Origin of the sequence: Pseudanabaena sp. CCNP1317 (assembly GCF_034931345.1) — a bacterium.
Classification (GTDB): Bacteria; Cyanobacteriota; Cyanobacteriia; order Pseudanabaenales; family Pseudanabaenaceae; genus Pseudanabaena; species Pseudanabaena galeata.
In genome coordinates this window covers 18,771-39,823 of the sequence record NZ_JAYGIF010000155.1, presented here as the reverse complement: position 1 = coordinate 39,823, position 21,053 = coordinate 18,771, and the positions used below count along the sequence as shown (strand labels likewise).

The following is a 21,053-nucleotide window of genomic DNA, read 5'->3' as shown; positions in this document are numbered from 1 at the left end:
GTTTCAGGATGCTATTTCTTCATGTATTGAGAACGCTCATATTAACCATAAAAAAGAACTGCTATCGCTACTCACTCTCCGTTTCCAAAATCTCAAAAAAGCTCAGATTATACCCGTTTAAAGTATAACGATTATTTGACGATATCAGCTAAACTAAACTTACCAGTTAATTTCATCTAGCAATTTTTGGCATAAGCTATCATCCCAAATGTTTTTAAGTAACAAAATATTTTATGGATATGCGATCGCTCTAGGTATTACCTCCTTAGGTACTATAACTGGATTGCTATTGGGAAATTACTACCATCAAGAAGTATTACAAAAGAGTCAGGTTATATCTCAAGAGCGTAAATCTATAAATGCGCTCCAGTTAGACATTTTATATAATCAACCTGCCCCACAACTATCTCCAAAACTAAATAATGTTGAGATTTTGCGGCAAGAAAATCGAAAATTGCTTGAATCCATTCAAACAAACTTAAATATTGTCAAGGCTCATCACAATTCGGGAGAATTCTCAACCATAGAAGGATTAGAAGCCTTACTAAAGGAACAAAAGCAGTTTTTAACCGAATTTCAGCAAGAATATCAAGATTTGTTCGATCGCCTAGAGCGACTCACCATATCACCTAACACATCGCCTAAAAACCTCATTGATGCAGAATTACAGCTAGTAGCGTTTTTTAAGAGCAAGAATTTTCTGCGGTTTATTGAATTTTCCGATCGCCTATCTCCCTTTGCTGAGATTGTGTACCAACGGGAAAAAGAAGTGGATTTAGATCTTAGTCAAGCGAAGGTAGTTCGTATTCAAATAGTACTGATTAGCATGTTCCTGTCAGTCGTAACTGCGGCTTTATTTATCAAGTGTGCTAGCCATGCGATCGCCATTGAACAAGCTCAAAACAACCAAAGATTGCAAGATCAACTAGTTGAGCGTCAACAAACCGAAGCTAAATTACTCAAGAGCGAAGCCCATCAACGCGCCATACTGAGTGCGATTCCCGACATGATCATTCGCATGAGTCGAGAAGGCTTCTATTCGGAATGTGTTACTACTCCCAACTTTGCAGTGGTAGGTGTTTTACAAGATCTGGTAGGAACGCATGTGTCTGATACACTTCCTGCTGACATTGCCACAAAACGCTTGCAATGTGTCCAACAGGTATTTCAAACTAATTCCATGCAGATATATGAACAAAATATCTTTGTCGATGGTAGAGAGCAAATCGAAGAAGTGCGAATAGTTCCCTATAACGAAAATGAAGTTTTGTTGTTAGTTAGAGATGTTAGTGAACAACATATTGCCATGCGCGAACGCAACCAAGCTGAACTTGCCTTAGCTGCAAGTGAATCCAAGAGTCGCGCCATGTTAGCTGCGATTCCCGATCTCATGTTTCGGGTTGGGGCTGATGGAGTTTACCGAGAATTTGTGACTCAAAGTCGTGATTTTGCGATCGCTACGGCTAAGCTGGATCGTGCTGGCATGTCGATGGCAGAAGTATTACCCGCAGATATTATCGAACAACAGTTTTACTATTTACAAAAAGCGATAGAAACGGGGGAACTACAGGTCTATGAACAACAGATTCAAGTAGGCGATCGCTTGATCTGTGAAGAAGTTAGAGCAGTTAAGAGTGGTGAAGATGAAGTTCTATTTATGATTCGTGATATTAGCGATCGCAAACAAGCAGAAGCAAAGCTGGAAAAAGAATATTACCGTAGTGCAATGCTCTTTAATACTTCCTTAGATGGGTTGTTTGTGTTAGACCTTCAAGGATACTTAATCGATGCAAATCAAAGCTTTGCGAACATGTTAGGCTATAGTCGCGAAGAAGTAATGTCATTGAGTATCTATGATATTGATGCTAAATGGTCAGCAGTAGAACTGCTATCAGGAATTCAAGAATTTGCTCAAGAGAAGAGTGTCAAGTTTGAAACCTTACATCGGCGCAAGGATGGCTCACTCCTTACGGTGGAAATTAGTGCCAGCAGCGTGGATTGGTCGGGTGAGATTGTCCAGTTTGGCATCTGTCGGGATATCACTGAGCGCAAGCAAGCAGAGCAGCAACTGCAAGAACTCAATCAATTTCTAGAGGCTAAAGTCAAAGAACGCACATCGGAATTGCAAAAACGGGAAGTAGAACTTCAAAAACTGTCGGAACGCCTTGCCCTATCGCTGAAATCTGGGGCGATCGGTACTTGGGAATGGGATATCAGACAAAATACTTTGCGCTGGGACGATCGCATGTATGAACTCTTTGGCATCACAGGTCAGCCAGAGTTACGTAGGAACAGCGAAACGAACCAAAATATAGCCTACGATATTTGGTCTAACGGATTACATCCTGATGATCGGACGGAAACAGAAACATTACTCCATCAAGCTATTTTAGGAAATGCTGAATATGATACGGAGTTTCGAGTCGTACATCCCGATCGCAGTATCCATTTTATTAAAGCCTATGGGATCGTAGTGCGTGATGATCAGGGACAGCCCTACAGCATGTTGGGAGTCAATTTTGATATTAGCGATCGTAAGCAAGCAGAACTGCAACTACAGCAAACAAACGAAGAATTAATCCGAGCCACCAGACTCAAGGATGAATTTCTCGCCAATATGAGTCATGAACTTCGTACCCCACTTAATGCCATCCTTGGGATGACCGAGGGGTTACAAGAACAGGTGTTTGGTGATGTTAATGAGCGACAGCTTAAGGCTCTGCAAACCGTTGAGCGTAGTGCTTCGCATTTGTTGGAGCTAATTAACGACATTCTTGATTTAGCTAAAATTGAAGCAGGACACATCAAATTAGACTGCACTTCCACATCTATTAGTCATCTCTGTCAATCCAGTATATCTTTTGTGAAACAACAGGCTTCGCAAAAGCAGATTCAACTGAATATAAAACTTCAAAGCAATCTCCCGCCGCTATTTATCGATGAACGTCGGATTCGCCAAGTTTTGATTAATCTACTGAACAACGCCGTTAAATTTACGCCAAAGGGAGGACGAGTTACCTTAGAATCTAAACAGTTGACTCCTAATATAGCTACGAGCGATCGCCCTTTACAACAGTACTTACAAATCTCAATAACTGATACAGGTATTGGCATTTCTCCAGAAAACATCCAGAAACTATTCCAGCCGTTTATTCAGATCGATAGTGCTTTAAATCGACAATATGAAGGGACTGGATTAGGGCTAGCTCTAGTAAAACGCATCGTTGAACTCCATGGCGGTAAAGTCGGACTAACTAGTGAAGTGAATGCGGGTAGTTGCTTTACAGTGGAGTTACCCTATGATGTTACCTCTGAAGTCGTTCTCAGTAATAACCCAGAGACGACCTTATTACTAAATACACCAATCACCAAAGCCACCAAAGATCAATCTCCTCTCATCTTGTTAGTAGAAGATAATGAAGCAAATATTATTACGATTTCCAGCTATTTAGAAGCTAATGGATATCAGATTTTATTGGCGAATAATGGTAAAGATGCGATCACACTGGCGAAAGTTCACCAACCAGACTTAATTTTGATGGATATCCAAATGCCTGTTATGGATGGAATCGAGTCAACTCAGAAAATCCGTCTTGATCCTAAATTTGTTGACACTCCAATTATTGCGATGACGGCTTTAGCGATGTCAGGAGATTGCGATCGCTGTCTAGCTGCGGGGGCTAACAAGTACCTAAGCAAGCCGATGAAACTAAGGCAATTAGAAATGACGATTCAAGAGCTTTTAAATGCGAGGGATGGCACAAATGCAACATCCTCATCTTAAAAACATCCCCGTAAGTAAGTAGCTATGCAAAACCAAAAAGATGAGTGGCGGCGCGAAGCGCCGCCACTCATCTTTTTGGTTTTATGTCCTAAGCAAAACTTACATTGCTATACAAACCCAAACCCGTAAAGTAGCGCCCCTGCGGGGTGCTACTTTACGGGTTTGGGTAATTTATTCTACATAGCTACTTAATACCAATTCACAAAAGTATTGACACACTTTTGTGAATTAAAACCAAATCCAGTAAGGGTTTTAAAAACACAAAATGGCTACGCCATTTTGTGTTTTGTATACCATCAGTTCAAAAAAACAATACTACAATTGCTGAGAAAACGAGCCACAAGAAAAGTTTTAAAAGCGTTTCTTTGAAACGCTTTTAAAACTTTTCTTGGCTGGAACTTGATCGCACAGCATTGTAAAATTTCTGTAGAGTATTTTTGCGTTAACCATTAATAATTCTATCATTCTCGATTTTTTATAGCGATGGGCGTAATATCGAGAAATACAATAACTTAGCTAACTTGTGCTTTGAAAATCTTTACTAAGCTTTGTTTTTAATTCATAAAAGTGTCAGCACATTTTTGTGAATTGGTATAAAAGGAGTAAAATAAAAGATGATTACTGACTTTTGTGTGTATTTTTTAGATTACACAATATTATGTCTACCCATACAAATTGCTCTCGCGTAGATGACTTGAGTTCCACAAGTGAACAAAGGTTTATCTCATTGGTAGCTTCTGTGCCTGTAGGAATTTATCGTACTGACGCTCTTGGTAGCTGCTGCTATGTGAACGATCGCTGGTGTCAGATTGCGGGGCTAACAACCACAGAAGCGGAGGGCTTTGGTTGGATTAATGGGCTTTATCCTAGCGATCGCGAACTTGTGACGATGGAGTGGAATAAGGCTCTCCAAGAAAATCGTCCATTCCAATTAGAGTATCGCTTTCAAAATAAAGCAGGGGAAATCACTTGGGTTTACGGTCAAGCAGTAGCTGAATGCGATCAGTCTGGCGAAATTATCGGTTATATCGGTACGATTACGGATATTAGCGATCGCAAAGCCACTGAACAAGCTTTGAAATTGCAGCGAGACTTTAATCAACTGATTGCGGAAATCAGTAGTCGATTTATCGATATTAGCCTAGATCAACTAGATGCTGAGATTGATCGCTCCTTGCAACTGATTGGGGAAGCAACCAACTCAGACACCAGCTACTTGATTAAATTCTCTTTCAGAGAGCAGGTTGACTCGCCGCTTCCCGACGGCACGGTTAGTATGACCAATGAATGGGCTAAGCCAGAATATCCCCGACAAATCACACTAGTACAGAATGTTCCTTTTTCAGCCTTTCCTTGGGCTAATGCCAAAGTACTGCGACGAGAGATTGTGAATATGCCTAGAGTTAGCGATGCTCCCATTGAGGCGGCGATCGACAAAGCCAGTTGGCAAAGGTTCAATATTGTGTCAGCCCTATCGGTTCCCATCATCCAAAAATCCGTTGTTACAGGAGTGATGGGATTTGCTTCCTTTAGTAAAGTAGTAATTTGGGGCGAGGAAATAATCAGACTGCTGCAAGTAATGGCGCAAACCATTGCCAATGCCCAACAACGTGCCCAAGACGAGCAACAACTATACGAGAGCGAGGAGCGTTTACGTCTGGCGCTTCGGGCTGCCAATCAAGGGCTTTACGATCTCAACTTACAGACGGGAGAAGCAATCACCAGTCCTGAGTATGCCACGATGCTAGGCTATAACCCAAGCACTTTTCAGGAAACCAATGCTAAATGGCTAGAACGTATACATCCTGACGATTGCGAGCAAGTTGCCAAGGTCTATCAAGACTATGTGGCTGGGATTTTGCCAGAATATAAAGTGGCATTTCGCCAACTTACCCAAACTGGGGAATGGAAATGGATTCTCTCGCTAGGGCGTATTGTCGCTTGGGATGAGTCAGGTAATCCCTTGAGAATGTTGGGAACGCATACGGATATTAGCGATCGCAAACAAGCAGAAGCCGAAAGATTAATTGCTGAGCAAGTTAGCCAAGAGCTAAGCCTGTTAGAAAACATTTTTGATACTCTGCTTGCGGGTTATTGGGATTGGGATCTGCAAACTAACGAAGAATACCTCAGTCCCAAATTCAAAAAAATGTTTGGCTATGAAGATGATGAATTACCCAATTCTCCTGAGACATGGCAACACCTGATCTTTGATGAAGATTTGGCAAAGGTTCTCGATTGTTTTGAGCGACATGTCCAAACCCACGGCGAAGTTCCATTTTGCAATGAGGTCAGATATCGGCACAAAGATGGCTCTACGGTTTGGGTGATTTGCTCAGGGCAAGTGATTAAGTGGGGTGAAAATGATCAACCTTTGCGAATGATTGGCTGTCATGTTGATATCAGCGATCGCAAGCAATCCGAAGAAAAAATTCGCAAGAGTGATGCTCACCTCAAAACTGCACAGCGCATTGGTAAACTAGGCAGTTGGGAGTTTGATCCCTATAGCGAACAGATTATTTGGTCTGATGAGGTCTTTCACATCTTTGGTCGTGATCCAGCAATGGGAATGCCTAGCTTTGCGGAGGTTCAGGAGCAGATACATCCCGATGATCGAGAACATCATCAGCAAGTGCTCCAAACAGCGGCTGCCACTGTCCAACCCTACGACCTTGAAATTCGATTCTATCGCTGTGATGGCACATTAGGTTACATCCAAGCAAGAGGAGAACCAATTGTCTCTACGGGGACAGGTCAATTAACGCATCTGATCGGTACGGTTCTGGATATTACTGATCGCAAACAAGCAGAAGCAGAATTGCAAACTCTCTCTGATCGTCTAGCCTTAGCCGTAAAATCTGGGGCGATCGCGATCTGGGATTGGAACGTTCCTGACAATATCTTGGTCTGGGATGACCGCATGTATGAACTTTATGGCATTACCTCCACTCAGTTCCCAAGTGTCTATGAGGCTTGGGTAAGCAGCTTACATCCAGATGATCGAGCTAGCGCCGAATCAGCAATTCAACAAGCCTTGGCAGGAACAAATGATTACGATCCCGAATTTCGGGTGATTCATCCCGATGGCACAATTCGCTTCCTCAAAGCCTATGCCTTGGTACAGCGTGATCCTCAGGGTAAACCGTTGCGGATGATCGGCATTAACCTTGATATCACCGATCGCAAACAAGCGGAAGCTCAACTCATGCGGACAACATTACAGTTAACAGCTTCTAATCGTGAATTAGAGGCTTTTGCCTACTCTGTATCCCATGATTTGCGATCGCCTTTACGAGCGATCGATGGCTTCAGTAAAGCTCTACTGGAAGACTATGGCGACAAATTCGATGCCGATGCGAAAGACTATTTTGATCGAATTCGTCATAACGTGTCGCGAATGGGTATGCTGATCGAGGACTTGCTGCGTCTATCGCGTGTATCTCGCTCAGAGATGCAATACGACAAAGTTAACCTCAGTGCATTAGTTACTGAACAGTTAGCAGAACTGCGAACATCGGAGCCAGAACGACAAGTAGAAAGCGTAATTGCCTCAAACGTATATGTCCTAGCCGATATAACCCTGATGCGAATGGTGATCAGTAACTTAATCCAAAACGCTTGGAAATTTACCAGTCATCATCCCAGTGCGCTAATTGAATTTGGTGTCAAGCCATCGGAAAGTGAACAGGATGGATCATTCATTTATTTTATTCGCGATGATGGAGCGGGGTTTGATATGAACTATGCCAATATGCTGTTTGGGGTCTTTCAACGGCTACATAACACGAATGAATTTGTCGGAACGGGGATCGGACTTGCCACTGTGCAACGGATTATTCATCGGCATGGCGGACGAGTATGGGCTGAGGGGGCAGTCGAGAAAGGAGCAACAGTTTATTTCACAATACCTGAAATATCATCTCTCAAGACGTAGGAAGGGCAGTGCAAAGCACTACCCTTCCTACGAGTCACATCTTGTCATCATAGGAATAGGAGATTAAACAATGACTCTGCGCCCAATCATTCTCGTCGAAGATAACCCCGATGATGAGAAGTTAACCATTCGAGCCTTGCATCGTGGCAATATTGCCAATGACATTCTTGTGGCTCGTAATGGGGAAGAAGCTTTGCTCATGGTGTTGAATGCTGATCCACTACCCAGTGTCGTCTTGCTAGATCTCAAACTCCCGAAAGTGGATGGGCTAGAGGTATTAAGGCGGATTCGCGCTAATGAACGCACGCATTTATTGCCTGTGGTGGTACTCACCTCCTCCAGTGAAGAGCGAGATATTATTGATAGTTACAACTTTGGGGCAAATAGCTATGTCCGTAAGCCTGTGGAAATTGAGAAGTTCACAGAGGCTGTGCGGCAACTAGGGCTGTATTGGGCCGTAATTAATGAAGTATTACCCAACGGTGGATAGGCTATGACTGACAACATCCTAAACCTAAGTGTACTAAATATTGAAGACTCAGAGGATGATGCCTTTTTAGTACAGCGAGAACTACGTCGTTCTGGATTGAACATTATCTGGGAAAGGGTAGAAACGTTAGAAGCTTTGTGTGCAGCTTTAGAGAAGCAAACTTGGGATGTAATTATTTCAGATTATAATTTACCCAAATTTAATGCTTATGATGCGCTCCAAATCGTTAAGTGTCGATATCCCAATCTTCCTTTTATCGTGGTTTCTGGAACAATCGGCGAGACGGCTGCGGTCGAACTGATGAAAGCAGGCGCTCAAGATTATTTGATGAAAGGGAGTCTCACTCGACTAGCTGAGGCAATACGGCGCGAAGTGCGAGATGCGGAAAGTCGTGTGGAGCGTCAACGATCGCAACTTGAGCTAGATCTCGTCAAAGAACGTCTGCAACTAGCGGTTGAAGGATCGGGCATTGGTTTATGGGATTGGTCGATTCAGACTGGGGAGGTAATTATTAATGAGCGATTGGCTGAAATTTTTGGCTTTACCCTTGAGGAATTAGAACAATTTGGCACAAAGACTTGGTGGGAGTTAAACCACCCAGAAGATTCGCAGAAAGCTCAATTCGCGATGGAAAGCCACTTACAACAAAAGACTCCAGTTTATGAATGTGAACTACGGAAATGTCATCGGTCTGGGGCATGGATTTGGATACTATCAAGGGGGAAGGTAGTGGAATGGGATCGGGAAGGCAATCCGCTCCGCATGACAGGGACGACTCTGGATATTAGCGATCGCAAACAGGCGGAACTGCGCGTCGAAATGCAAAACTCGATTTTGGAGCGAATTGCTAAGGGAGAGCCTTTACCAAATATTTTTGAGATTTTAGCTATAGCTACGGAAGATCAAATTGAAGGAGGAATTTGCTCTATTTTGCTTTGCAATCACGAAGGTAAACTGCATCTAGGGGCAGCCCCTAATTTGCCAGATGCTTATAATCAAGAGATCGAAGGCATGTCAATTGGGGAAAAGGCTGGCTCCTGCGGCACAGCAGCCTTTCGGAAAGAGCCTGTGATTGTGTCTGATCTTGCTACCGATCCGCTTTGGCAAGATTTTAAGGAATTAGCTTTAGCCCATGGATTAAAATCTTGCTGGTCATTTCCTGCGATCGCCAGTGATGGATCTGTCCTAGCCACTTTTGCTGTTTATCATCACGATATTCATCATCCACAGCGGCAAGAGCTAGAGTCGATCGCCCTTGCTGCGAATATCGTCAAAATTGCGATCGAGCGCGAACGCGCTACCCAAGCCCTAGAAAATTTAAATCAAGAACTGGAAGATCGCGTCCAACAGCGCACTCAAGCTTTGCAGCAGAGTGAGGCTCGCTTGCAAGAGGCGCAACAAATTGCCCATCTTGGCAGTTGGGAGCTAGATGTCATCAACAATAAAGTAACTTGGTCAGAGGAGATTTTTAATATTCTAGCTATTGATCCCCATAGCCCTGCACCAACCTATGAGCAGTTTTTTCAATTTTTTGCCCCCCATGAGCAGGAACATCTAAAACTACTGCATGAACGAGCAATTAACGATCGACAATCCTTTACGATGGATGCCGAAATCATCTGTGCTGATGGTTCCATTGGCTATGTTTTTGTGAAAACTGAGCCGATCTGGAATTCGGCTGGAAAGGTGACTCGACTGTTAGGTATTGCCATGGATATTAGCGATCGCTATGCCATGCAAGAAGCACTCCAACGGAGTGAAGAGCGAACTCGTGCGACCCTCTTAGCTTTGCCCGATCTTGTATTTCGAGTTAATCGTGCGGGGCAATATGTAGACTTTATGGTGTCGCATCAGGGGAAAAATCTAGTTGAACCCGAACAATCCATTGGGAAAAGCATTTATGAAACTTTTCCCATAACTATTTCGGGAATTTATGCGGAACGCAAGTATGCAGCGTTGCAACAAGCCCTCACCACTCAGACTGTCCAAATTTATGAACAGCAGATTCAGATAGAAGGTAAATATATTTACGAAGAGGTGCGCGTTGCTCCCTGTGGCAATGATGAAGCAGTCTTTTTTGTGCGAGATATTAGCGATCGCAAGCAAGCTGAGTCGCAACTGCAACAGACTAATCAAGAGTTAGCCCGCGCAACGCGACTTAAGGATGAGTTTTTGGCAAACATGAGCCATGAACTGCGTACCCCGCTCAATGCGATTTTGGGCATGACTGAAGGATTGCAAGAACAAGTATTCGGTAAGATTAGCGATCGCCAACTCAAAGCATTAGAAACCATAGACTCTAGTGCAACGCATTTATTAGAACTGATTAATGACATCTTGGATGTATCTAAAATTGTATCTGGGCAAATCAAGCTGGACTATACACCTACTTCAATTAATCACCTATGCCAGTCCAGTCTGGCTTTTATCAAGCAGCAAGCGATGCAAAAACGCATCCAGATCCTCACCAAATTTCCACTCAATTTGCCCGACTTACTTGTGGATGAACGGCGGATTCGACAGGTCTTAATTAATCTTCTAAACAATGCTGTCAAATTTACCCCAGAGGGAGGAACTATTACCCTAGAAGTTAGCCGCCTCCAGTTGATTTCTGCTTCTCTAGATCAAACTAATGAGGAGGTAAGGGAATCTGTCCGCATAGCGGTAATTGACACAGGTATTGGTATTGCCGCAGAAAATATCCAAAAACTATTTAAGCCTTTTGTGCAGATCGACAGTGCGTTAAATCGTCAATACGCAGGTACAGGACTGGGGCTTGCCTTAGTGAAACAGATGGTAGAACTACATAATGGCAAAGTGGGGATAACTAGTGAACTAGGTGTAGGTAGTTGCTTTTTCATTGAGTTACCCTGTGTTCCTAGTAACACACAACCATCTAAAATAATTACCAGCCATCAAACTATCGAGACATCTAGTCTAGATACCCCAAGTGTTAGCAAATCAACTCCGCTCATCTTGATCGCTGAAGATAACGAAGCTAATATCATGACAATTTCTAGTTACCTCATCGCTAAAGGTTATCGTATTGTGTTAGCTAAAAATGGAGAAGAGGCGGTTTCTATAGCATTATCGGCAATACCTGATTTAATTTTGATGGATGTCCAAATGCCAGTCATGGATGGATTAAAAGCGATGCAACAGATTCGCCAAATTCCCAGTTTAGTTAATATTCCGATTATTGCATTGACGGCTCTAGCCATGACAGGCGATCGCGATCGTTGCCTAGACGCAGGAGCTAATGAATATTTGACTAAACCTGTTAAGCTAAAGCAACTGGCGGCTACTATCCATCAACTTTTAGCGACTTAAGAAGATAGGCAATGAATTTAGCATCTGTTTTAATCATTGATGACGAAGCTGATAATTTTGACGTGATTGAAACTATCTTGGGCGACCGAGATTACCAGTTGCATTATGCTGCTAGCGGTCAAGATGCGATCGCCTATCTCGACACATTTCAGCCCGATCTAATCTTGCTAGATGTAATGATGCCAGTTATGGATGGCATCGAGGTTTGCGAACGGATTAAAGCTTTACCCGAATGGCAAGCCGTGCCAATTATTATGGTTACTGCACTTAACTCTAAGGAAGACCTAGCAAGGTGTATGAATGCGGGAGCCGATGACTTCATCAGTAAGCCCCTAAACTCTTTGGAGTTCCGAGCAAGGGTTAGCTCCATGTTACGCATTAAAGAGCAGCACGATCGACTAGAACGCGCCAATGCTCTGATCCATGCCCAACTCGAAGCCAGCTTAGAGGGACTTATTGCCGTCGATGAACAGGGACGACTAGTCGCCTATAACCAAAAAATATGCGAAATATGTGATATCAACGCCATTACCTCTAATAACAATCATCAAGACTTACCGCTTTTACCCCTACTGCAATCGGCTAATTCCCCCCAAGCAATTACCCAGATTTTGGAAGAAACCTATGATGAACCAGATCAAGTTACCCATGGTGAGATGGTCATCAATGCAATGACCTACGAGTATTTTAGTAGTTCTGTTACTTCTCCAACGGGGCGTTTTTGGGGATTTGTTTGGCGATTTCGCGACATTACCGATCGCAAGCAATACGAAACCAATCTCCAAAAATCCAAAGAAGTAGCGGAGGCGGCTTTACGGGTTAAGTCCGATTTCTTAGCGATGATGAGTCATGAAATCCGCACCCCCATTAATGGAGTCTTGGGCATGACGGAGCTATTGGCGACGACTTCCCTCGATCAAGAACAAAATAAGTTTGTTCAATCCATTCAAACTAGCGGAGAGATACTGCTAACAGTCATCAATGACATTCTCGACTTCTCTAAACTTGAGTCCGAAAAACTTTTACTAGAGAATCTACCAATTGATGTATATGGAATTATTGGCGATACCTGTGAACTCCTAAGTCAGCAAGCTGAATCCAAAGGAATTGGGCTAGATTACCAGATCGATCCGCAAACACCTGCATATATTCTTGGCGATCCGATCAGATTGCGTCAAATCCTACTGAATTTGGCAAATAATGCCGTCAAATTTACCCATCAAGGCGCAGTAAGACTCTCTATATCTGTATCTCCAGAGACTTCTTTACAGACTGAGAATGAAGTGACGTTACTTTTTGAAGTACAGGACTCAGGTATCGGACTTTCCTCAGAACAATTACAAAAACTATTTCAACCTTTTACCCAAGCCTCGATCGCCACAGCCCGTCAGTATGGTGGCACAGGTTTGGGTCTGGTGATTTGTCAAAAACTTGTACAGATGATGGGAGGCAGGATTTGGGCAGAAAGTTCTCTAGGTAGTGGTTCTAGCTTTTTCTTTTTGTTGCCAGTCTTAGTTACAGATGAACCTCCTCAATCCATGATTCCCTTGGAAAGGAGAAGCATATTGCGCCATGCTAAACCCCTTAGGACTAACCTCGCGACTCAACTGCCACTGCATATTTTGGTTGCCGAGGATAATTTGATCAACCAAGAAATGGTTTTAGCTATGCTCAGTAAAATGGGCTATACACCTTTAATTGTCAACGATGGGATTGAAGCTCTAGAAGCAATTAAGAGTAGTACTTTTAATATTGTGTTCTTAGATGTGCAGATGCCAAGGTTAAATGGACTGGAAACTGCTACTTGTATTGTGGAGGACTGGGCAAAACTATCCACTAACCCATCCCGCCCCATTCTAATTGCGATGACTGCTAGTGCGATGCAAGGCGATCGCGAAATGTGTTTAGCCGCAGGGATGGATGACTATATCAGTAAGCCCGTCTCCTTTGATACGTTACAAAGAATCATTGAGCGTTGGGGTAATCTTCCTAAAGGAATTGAAATTCAGCAGGATACGCTGCACTTAAATACTGACTTTGATGATCATGCACTTCAGGAAATTGAGAAGGTTTCCTTGAATTTGCCGAAACGAATGATCAACATATTCTTATACGAAGAATGTCCAGTCCTCTTAGCAAAGCTGCGTCAAGCTATCTTCGACCAAGATGCTTCGCAGATAGAATATGTGGCGCATACCCTAAAGGGAAGTAGCATAATGCTCGGTGCTAAAGCTTTTTCTGAAATTTGTTTTGGATTGGAAGTTGCGGGACGCAATCATCAATTAGAGGGTAGCGATCGCTTAATGACCGAGATTGATCAAAGTTTTCCTTTAGTTGTTGCGTATCTGGAGGATTACCTTGCTAAAAATTCTTCATAGGTTAGTTAGTACAAAGCATAGACCATCATGTTCAAAGCTCTAAAAGATCCCCCCAGCCCAGCCCCAACTTATCTAGTTACCATGTACACACAAGTCTCTCTGTCTACGTTTGAGGGTTTAGATCCCCCCCAGCCCCCCTTAAAAAGGGGGAGAATTTTCTTCTTCCCCCTTTTTAAGGGGGATTGAGGGGGATTATTAGTCACGCTATAGCTGATAACTTGTGGGTACACCACCGTAGCTTAAAAAAGAGGGGGAGAATTTTTCTTCTTCCCCATTTTTAAGGGGGATTGAGGGGGATCTAGACAATTCTTAAATGGTTTCTAAAGTAAAAAAACGACAAATACAATGACAAATATATCTTCGATTTTAGTTGTTGATGATGAGCCGAATAACTTTGATGTAATTGAGGCTCTCTTAAGCGAATATGACTATGAATTGCATTATGCGGCCAATGGTAAAAGTGCGATCGCTAGTCTTACCGCATTTCAGCCCGATCTGATTTTGCTAGATGTGATGATGCCAGAGATGGATGGCATAGAGGTCTGTAAATGGATTAAGGCTAGCGAGTTATGGCAAACTGTGCCGATCATTATGGTGACAGCCTTAAGCTCTAAGACTGATATGGCTAACTGCCTCAATGCGGGAGCCGATGATTTTATTAGTAAGCCGATCAATAGTATTGAACTGCGGGCGCGGGTGCATTCAATGCTGAGAATCAAGCAACAATATGACAATATCCAAACTTTATCCCATATCCAAGCAAATACGATTAATATCCTTGAAAGCACCCTCAATGAATTGCGCGGTACGTTAGCCTCAAGAATGTCCCATGAGTTAAATACGCCCCTCAATGGCATTATCGGCACGATCGCCATGCTAAAAGAAGATATCGAAAGTATGGATATAGCCGAAATACACGAAATGCTAGGGTGGGCTGACGAATCCGCAAGACGTTTAGAGAGTTTAACCAAAAAGTTTTTGATCTACCTAGAGCTTGAGGTTTCCCCTAGTCGGCAAGAGTCATTTAAAGTAGCGCATACTAAATTCTCTAGAGATATGATTGAATCTTCGCTAAAATCCTATGTTAAAGATCTTAAACGTAGTGATGATCTCCAATTTGACTTTGAGGAAGCAGAGATTGCCCTATCGGATCGCTACCTTTTGACGATCCTCCATGAGTTAGTCGATAATGCAGTGAAGTTTTCCACCGCAGGAAAGATGATTAAAATTAGTAGTCAAGTGGCAGAAAACATGTTTAATTTGTCAGTAAAGGATTTAGGACGGGGCATGACCAATGAGCAAATTAATCGCATTGATGCTTTTGTACAGTTTGAGCGTAAAAACTATGAGCAGCAAGGTATCGGTTTGGGCTTAAGGGTGGTCAAAAAAATTGTTGAACTCGCAGGAGGCAATTTTTCCATTACAAGCATTTACCAGCAAGAGACGACTGTATATATTTCATTACCACTCTATCCAAAGTTATAGCTTTGACCAATTCTGTCCCCCTCCCTTGATAACCTATGTTTACCTCTGTCGATCCGCTAGCCCATCTACCACTAACGTCCACGATCATTCTTGACCCGCTTGTTGTTGAGCCTGAGACGACTGTGATGGAAGCGATCGCGAAAATGCATAGAGAGAAAGCGCACTACCTGTTAGTAGTAAAAAGTGAGCATTTGTTGGGCATTTTCACTGAACAAGATGTCCTCAGACTGATCGCCCAACGACACCTCCCACATAATTTAGATAATTCATTGATCGGGGAAGTGATGTCTTCTCCCGTGGTTACCTTGCAAGAGGCAGCTTTTACCGATGCGTTAGTGGCAATTAATTTATTTCAAAAATATCAAATTAGGCAGTTGCCGATTGTCGATCGGGGCGATCGCCTAGTGGGGGTAGTAACTTCCGAAAGTATGCAAAGCTATGCTTCGCACCAACAGACCGAGATGGATTATCGGAAGTTAATGCAAGAGTTAACCTCATTTAAGATAGGACTTGACCAAGCGGCGCTCGTGGCAATTACCGATGTTAAAGGCGTAATTACCTATGTCAATGATCAGTTTTGCGAGGTATCTGGATATTCTCGCGATGAACTTATGGGAAAGACCCATCGCCTTATTAAATCTAGCTATCATCCCTCTGCCTTCTTTCAAGATCTGTGGCAAACAATCTCTCATGGTCAGGTTTGGCGAGGTGAAATTTGCAATCGCACTAAGAATGGCAGTCTGTATTGGGTTGATAGCACGATCGTTCCTTTTACTGATAGTCAAGGTAGAGCACAGCATTATCTAGCGGTTCGGGTTGACATCACAGCCCGTAAGCTTGCCGAAGCCGCTTTAAAATCAAGTGAAACCCGCTTCCGTCGAGTTTTTGAATCTAACATTGTGGGGATGATGTTTACCGACTTTAGCGGTCAGATTACTGATGCGAACGATCGCTTCTTAGATCTACTGGGCTACAGTCGCCAAGATCTGAGCGATAAGCGGATTAGCTGGGAAACTATCACCCCTGCCGAATATCTGCCAAGCGATCTCCATGCGCTCCAGCATCTGAAACTTAGTCGTGTGATTGCACCTTGGGAAAAAGTCTACTATCACAAGGATGGACATCTCATTCATGTGCTGATTGGGGTGGCGATGCTCGCTGAAGATGATTGCGTCTGTGTGGTGGTGGATATTAGCGATCGCAAACAAGCTGAAGAGATGATCCGTCAACAGGTATCGCGAGAAACACTTCTACGGGAAATCACCCAACGGATTCGTCAATCTCTTGATATCCACACTGTCTTTAATACGGCTTGTCAGGAAATTCGTTCTGTAATTCAGGCTGATCGAGTCGGTATTTTTAAGTTTTATCCAGATTCTGGTTTCAGCGATGGCGAATTTGTCGCTGAGTCAGTGGGAGAAGGTTTTGTCTCCGCCATGGCAATTCCTATCCATGATCATTGCTTTGGCGAAAAATATGCCCCCCTTTACCTACAGGGACGCTATGCCGCCATGTCAGACATTTATCAATTACAGGAACAATGTCATACGGATGTTCTCGCACGGTTTCAAGTGAGAGCCAATCTAGTGATGCCCTTATTTTATGGTGAGCAGCTTTGGGGACTGCTTTGTATCCATCAATGTAGTTCATCGCGATGTTGGCATCCATCCGAAATTAATTTTATCCAGCAAATATCTGTTCAATTGGGAATCTCTCTGCAACAAACAAGTTTATATGAACAGGTACAAATAGAGTTGCGGATTCGTAAGCAAGCAGAACTGGAGCTACAACAAAAAGCGGAACAGTCAAAATTATTGCAAACAATCACTCAACGGATTCGATCCACGCTGAATCTAGATGCAATCCTCAAGACCACCGTGGAAGAGGTTCATCGGGTATTAAACTCAGATCGAGTATTAGTTTATCGAGTTTTCCCAGACAAAACAGGTGCGGTGATTGCTGAATCTGTCTCACCTCAATGGATGTCAACTTTAGAAAGTAGTTTTCCTGAGGAGGTTTTTCCACAAGTTAATTACGATCGCTATGTCCAAGGCAGAATATTTGCCCTCAGAGATCGCGAAGCTGATCCTCTGGAAGTGTTACCCTGCTTAGCTGATTTTCTGGCTGACTTAGAGGTTCGCGCGAAACTCGTTGTGCCAATTATTCAAAATGAGGCTCTCTGGGGATTGCTGATTGCCCATCAATGCGATCGCCCACGCCTTTGGCAAGCATGGGAGAGTAATCTCCTCCAACAGATTGCTGGTCAGTTAGCGATCGCTATTCAACAAGCAGATTTATTAGAACAATTGCAACAGGAACTTCGCGATCGGCAACAAACACAGCAAGTCCTCACCGAAATCAACCAACGCCTAGCCGTCTCAAATGAAGAACTAGCCAGAGCCACCCGACTCAAAGATGAATTTTTGGCTAACATGAGCCATGAACTCCGTACTCCACTTAATGCAATTCTGGGAATGACAGAGGGAATGCAAGAGCAAGTATTTGGTAAAATCTCTAATGCCCAAGTCAAGGCTCTCCAAACGATTGAGCGTAGTGGATCTCACTTACTAGAATTGATTAATGACATTCTTGATGTCGCCAAAATCGAATCAGGACAGATTGAGCTAGAATACTCCACCATTTCTGTAGAATCTCTCTGTCAATCCAGTCTTACCTTTATTAGACAGCAAGCTGTTAAAAAATCAATCCAACTAGAAACTAAACTATCCCCGAACTTACCCGAATTAATTGTTGATGAACGGCGCATCCGTCAAGTTTTGATTAACTTACTAAATAATGCTGTCAAATTTACGTCAGAGGGTGGCTGCATTACCTTAGAGGCAAGCTGCCAACCGCTATCTGTTGAGATGCAAAAGGCTTGGGGGTCTGGTAATCTCCCAGAATCTAACTTCACTAGATATATTCACATTGCCATACGTGATACAGGTATCGGTATCGCTCCAGAAAATATCAGTAAGCTGTTTCAACCCTTTATCCAAATCGATAGCGCCCTCAATCGCCAATATCAGGGAACAGGTTTGGGTCTGGCGCTAGTAAAGCGGATTGTGGAAATGCATGGAGGCAAGGTAATGTTATCTAGTGAATTGGGGGTGGGAAGTTGTTTTACTGTGATTCTTCCCTGTGCTGAGATGACAGCATCACCTATATCGATAACTGTGGAGCGTCAGGCTGAAGCGATGAGTTTTGAGCCTGACCAAAGCCAGCAAAATCCTCATCCTCCTGTGATTTTGCTCGTCGAAGATAACGAAGCCAACATTATTACAATATCTAGCTACTTAACTGCCAAAGGCTATGTCATGGTTTTTGCGAATAACGGAGAGGAGGCGATCGCTTTGGCTCAGTCGGCAAACCCTGATTTAATTTTAATGGACATTCAAATGCCTGTAATGGATGGATTAGAAGCCACGAAACAGATTCGCCAAATCCCTAGTCTTGATCATGTTCCGATCATTGCCATCACTGCTCTAGCCATGGACAATGATGTAGAGCGTTGTCTTGCCGCAGGGGCAAATGATTATTTAAGTAAACCTATTAAGCTGAGGCAATTAACAAAAATTATTCAACAATTTTTAACTTCTGATTTTTACAGATCTGAGCGCTCAAACCCAAGCCAAGAGAGTTTTTAAAGGTGTTGATTCGCAAAACTTTCCAAAACTATCCTATGGTTCGTTCGATCGGTAATCGCTGTAAATCTCAACTTTTAGCTTTTATATAAATTTAACTAATTATGAAAAAACCTTCAATCTTGGTTGTGGACGATGAACCTGATAATTTTGATGTGATTGAGACGCTGTTAAGTACCAGCGAGGACTTTGAACAGGAAAACCAAGACTATAATTTACATTACGCGGCTAATGGTAAAGATGCGATCTCATCCCTAGAAATATTTCAGCCCGATCTGATTTTGCTAGATGTGATGATGCCTGATATGGATGGCATTGAGGTTTGTCGGCGTATTAAAGCGATGCCCCAATGGAGCGCAGTGCCGATTATTGTGGTGACGGCTTTAACTACCAAAAAAGACCTTGCTCAATGTTTGTTTGCGGGAGCCGATGACTTTATTAGTAAACCTGTCAATCGGTTGGAGTTAACCGCAAGAGTGCGATCGATGATCCGCATTCACCAGCAATATCAACAATTAGCAACCTTCAATACTCAATTAGAGGCGATGGTGCAGAGTCGTACAGCCCAATTGCAAAATATGCTTTTGGAGGATACTCTCACGAAGTTGCCGAGTCGAACATTCTTAGTTCAAGAACTCAAAAAGAGGTTACAAACGGGAGACTCATCTCTGGCGCTAGTTTATATAGACTGTGATCAGTTTAAACTGGTGAACGGCTCCTTTGGTCATGCGGTTGGTAATCAGTTACTGATAGCGATCGCCCAACGTTTACAAAAGCATCTGCGTCCCCGCGACCTATTAGCAAGAATGGGTGGCGATGAGTTTTGTTTTCTATTACAGGGAATTGAAGAAGAAATATCCCTTGAGCCATTTCTGCAAGAAATCCTCCAAAGCTTTACTCAACCCTTTACTGTGGCAAATTGTGAAATCTTCATCACTGTTTGCATGGGAATTGCTCTGGGCAAATATAGCGATCATAAACCTGAAGAACTCTTGCAAGATGCAGATACAGCAATGTATCAAGCCAAATTACGCGGCAAAGACAGTCATCAAATCTTTGATCGTCAAATGCATCTTGCTATGTACAATCGCCTGATTTTAGAGAATGATCTTCAGCGAGCGCTAGAACTACAGGAATTTATTCTCTTTTACCAACCAATCATCGAGTTGCAAACTCAAAAACTAGTAGGATTTGAAGCCTTAGTAAGATGGCGACATCCTGAACGGGGAATGGTTTCACCAGCAGAATTTATTCCTTCTATGGAGATGACGGGCTTAATCGTACCTGTGGGGATGTTGGTATTTAAGCAAGCTTGTGAGCAACTTTATGCATGGCAGCAGCAAGGCTGGACAGAACTAACCATGAGTATCAATCTTTCAGTGCGCCAGTTTTCTTGCACAACGTTACTTGCTGATATTGATCACATCATTGCGGAAACCCAAGCTAATCCCGCCCATATCAAGTTAGAAATTACCGAAAGTGCGATTATGGATAATGCGGAAACAGCGATCGCTATCACCAAAGAATTGCGATCGCGGCAAATTCAAATCAGCATTGATGATTTTGGAACGGGGTATTCTTCTCTTGGTTATCTGCATCGGTTTCCCGTTGATAATCTCAAAATTGATCGCTCCTTTGTGAGCCAAATTCAAACCGAAAATCGTAACTATCATGTCGTTGATACGATCATTGCGCTAAGTAATCAGCTTGGCTTAGCCGTAATTGCGGAAGGAATAGAGACTAAGGAGCAACTTGAATGGTTACAAAAAGTTGGCTGTCAGTATGGACAGGGCTACTTATTTAGCAAACCTTTACCTGCCTCAGAAGTCGAGAAAGTTTATTTGCAATCTACCCCCCTTTAATTCCCCCTTGCAAAGGGGGAATTAAAGGGGGGTAGTTCCCTCCCCTTTGCAAGGCTACGGTGTATACACAAGTTATCAGCTATAGCATGAGTTACTAATGATCCCCCTCAATCCCCCTTAAAAAGGGGGAAGAAGAAAATTCTCCC

General features: G+C 43.0%; 8 protein-coding genes. All 8 read left to right on the top strand.

The window, feature by feature from the left end; translation table 11 throughout:
- Positions 1–208 precede the first annotated feature (208 nt).
- The 8 genes from VB775_RS24235 (at position 209) to VB775_RS24200 (ending at position 20,907) form a co-directional block, all read left to right on the top strand.
- On the top strand, positions 209–3,784 hold the full coding sequence (locus VB775_RS24235) for a PAS domain S-box protein (RefSeq protein ID WP_281005897.1): 3,576 nt from the start codon (positions 209–211) through the stop codon (positions 3,782–3,784).
- Between the two features lie 658 nt (positions 3,785–4,442).
- Positions 4,443–7,718 (top strand): PAS domain-containing protein, encoded by a 3,276-nt coding sequence (locus VB775_RS24230; protein ID WP_281005898.1) that lies wholly within the window; start codon positions 4,443–4,445, stop codon positions 7,716–7,718.
- A 70-nt stretch (positions 7,719–7,788) separates the two neighbouring features.
- A complete protein-coding gene (locus VB775_RS24225; RefSeq protein WP_281005899.1) occupies positions 7,789–8,208 on the top strand; it encodes a response regulator in 420 nt (139 codons plus the stop codon).
- 3 nt (positions 8,209–8,211) lie between these two features.
- Positions 8,212–11,538 (top strand): response regulator, encoded by a 3,327-nt coding sequence (locus VB775_RS24220; RefSeq protein ID WP_281005900.1) that lies wholly within the window; start codon positions 8,212–8,214, stop codon positions 11,536–11,538.
- Between the two features lie 11 nt (positions 11,539–11,549).
- Positions 11,550–13,916, top strand: a complete 2,367-nt coding sequence (locus tag VB775_RS24215; RefSeq protein WP_281005901.1) for a response regulator — start codon at positions 11,550–11,552, stop codon at positions 13,914–13,916.
- A 345-nt stretch (positions 13,917–14,261) separates the two neighbouring features.
- Positions 14,262–15,401 carry a hybrid sensor histidine kinase/response regulator gene (locus tag VB775_RS24210; RefSeq protein ID WP_281005902.1) on the top strand — a complete coding sequence of 380 codons (1,140 nt, stop codon included), beginning with the start codon at positions 14,262–14,264 and terminating at the stop codon, positions 15,399–15,401.
- Between the two features lie 35 nt (positions 15,402–15,436).
- Positions 15,437–19,048, top strand: coding sequence for a GAF domain-containing protein (locus tag VB775_RS24205; RefSeq protein ID WP_281005903.1), 3,612 nt, complete (start codon positions 15,437–15,439; stop codon positions 19,046–19,048).
- 101 nt (positions 19,049–19,149) lie between these two features.
- Complete coding sequence (locus VB775_RS24200; protein ID WP_281005904.1) at positions 19,150–20,907, top strand: EAL domain-containing protein; 1,758 nt, start codon at positions 19,150–19,152, stop codon at positions 20,905–20,907.
- Positions 20,908–21,053 lie beyond the last annotated feature (146 nt).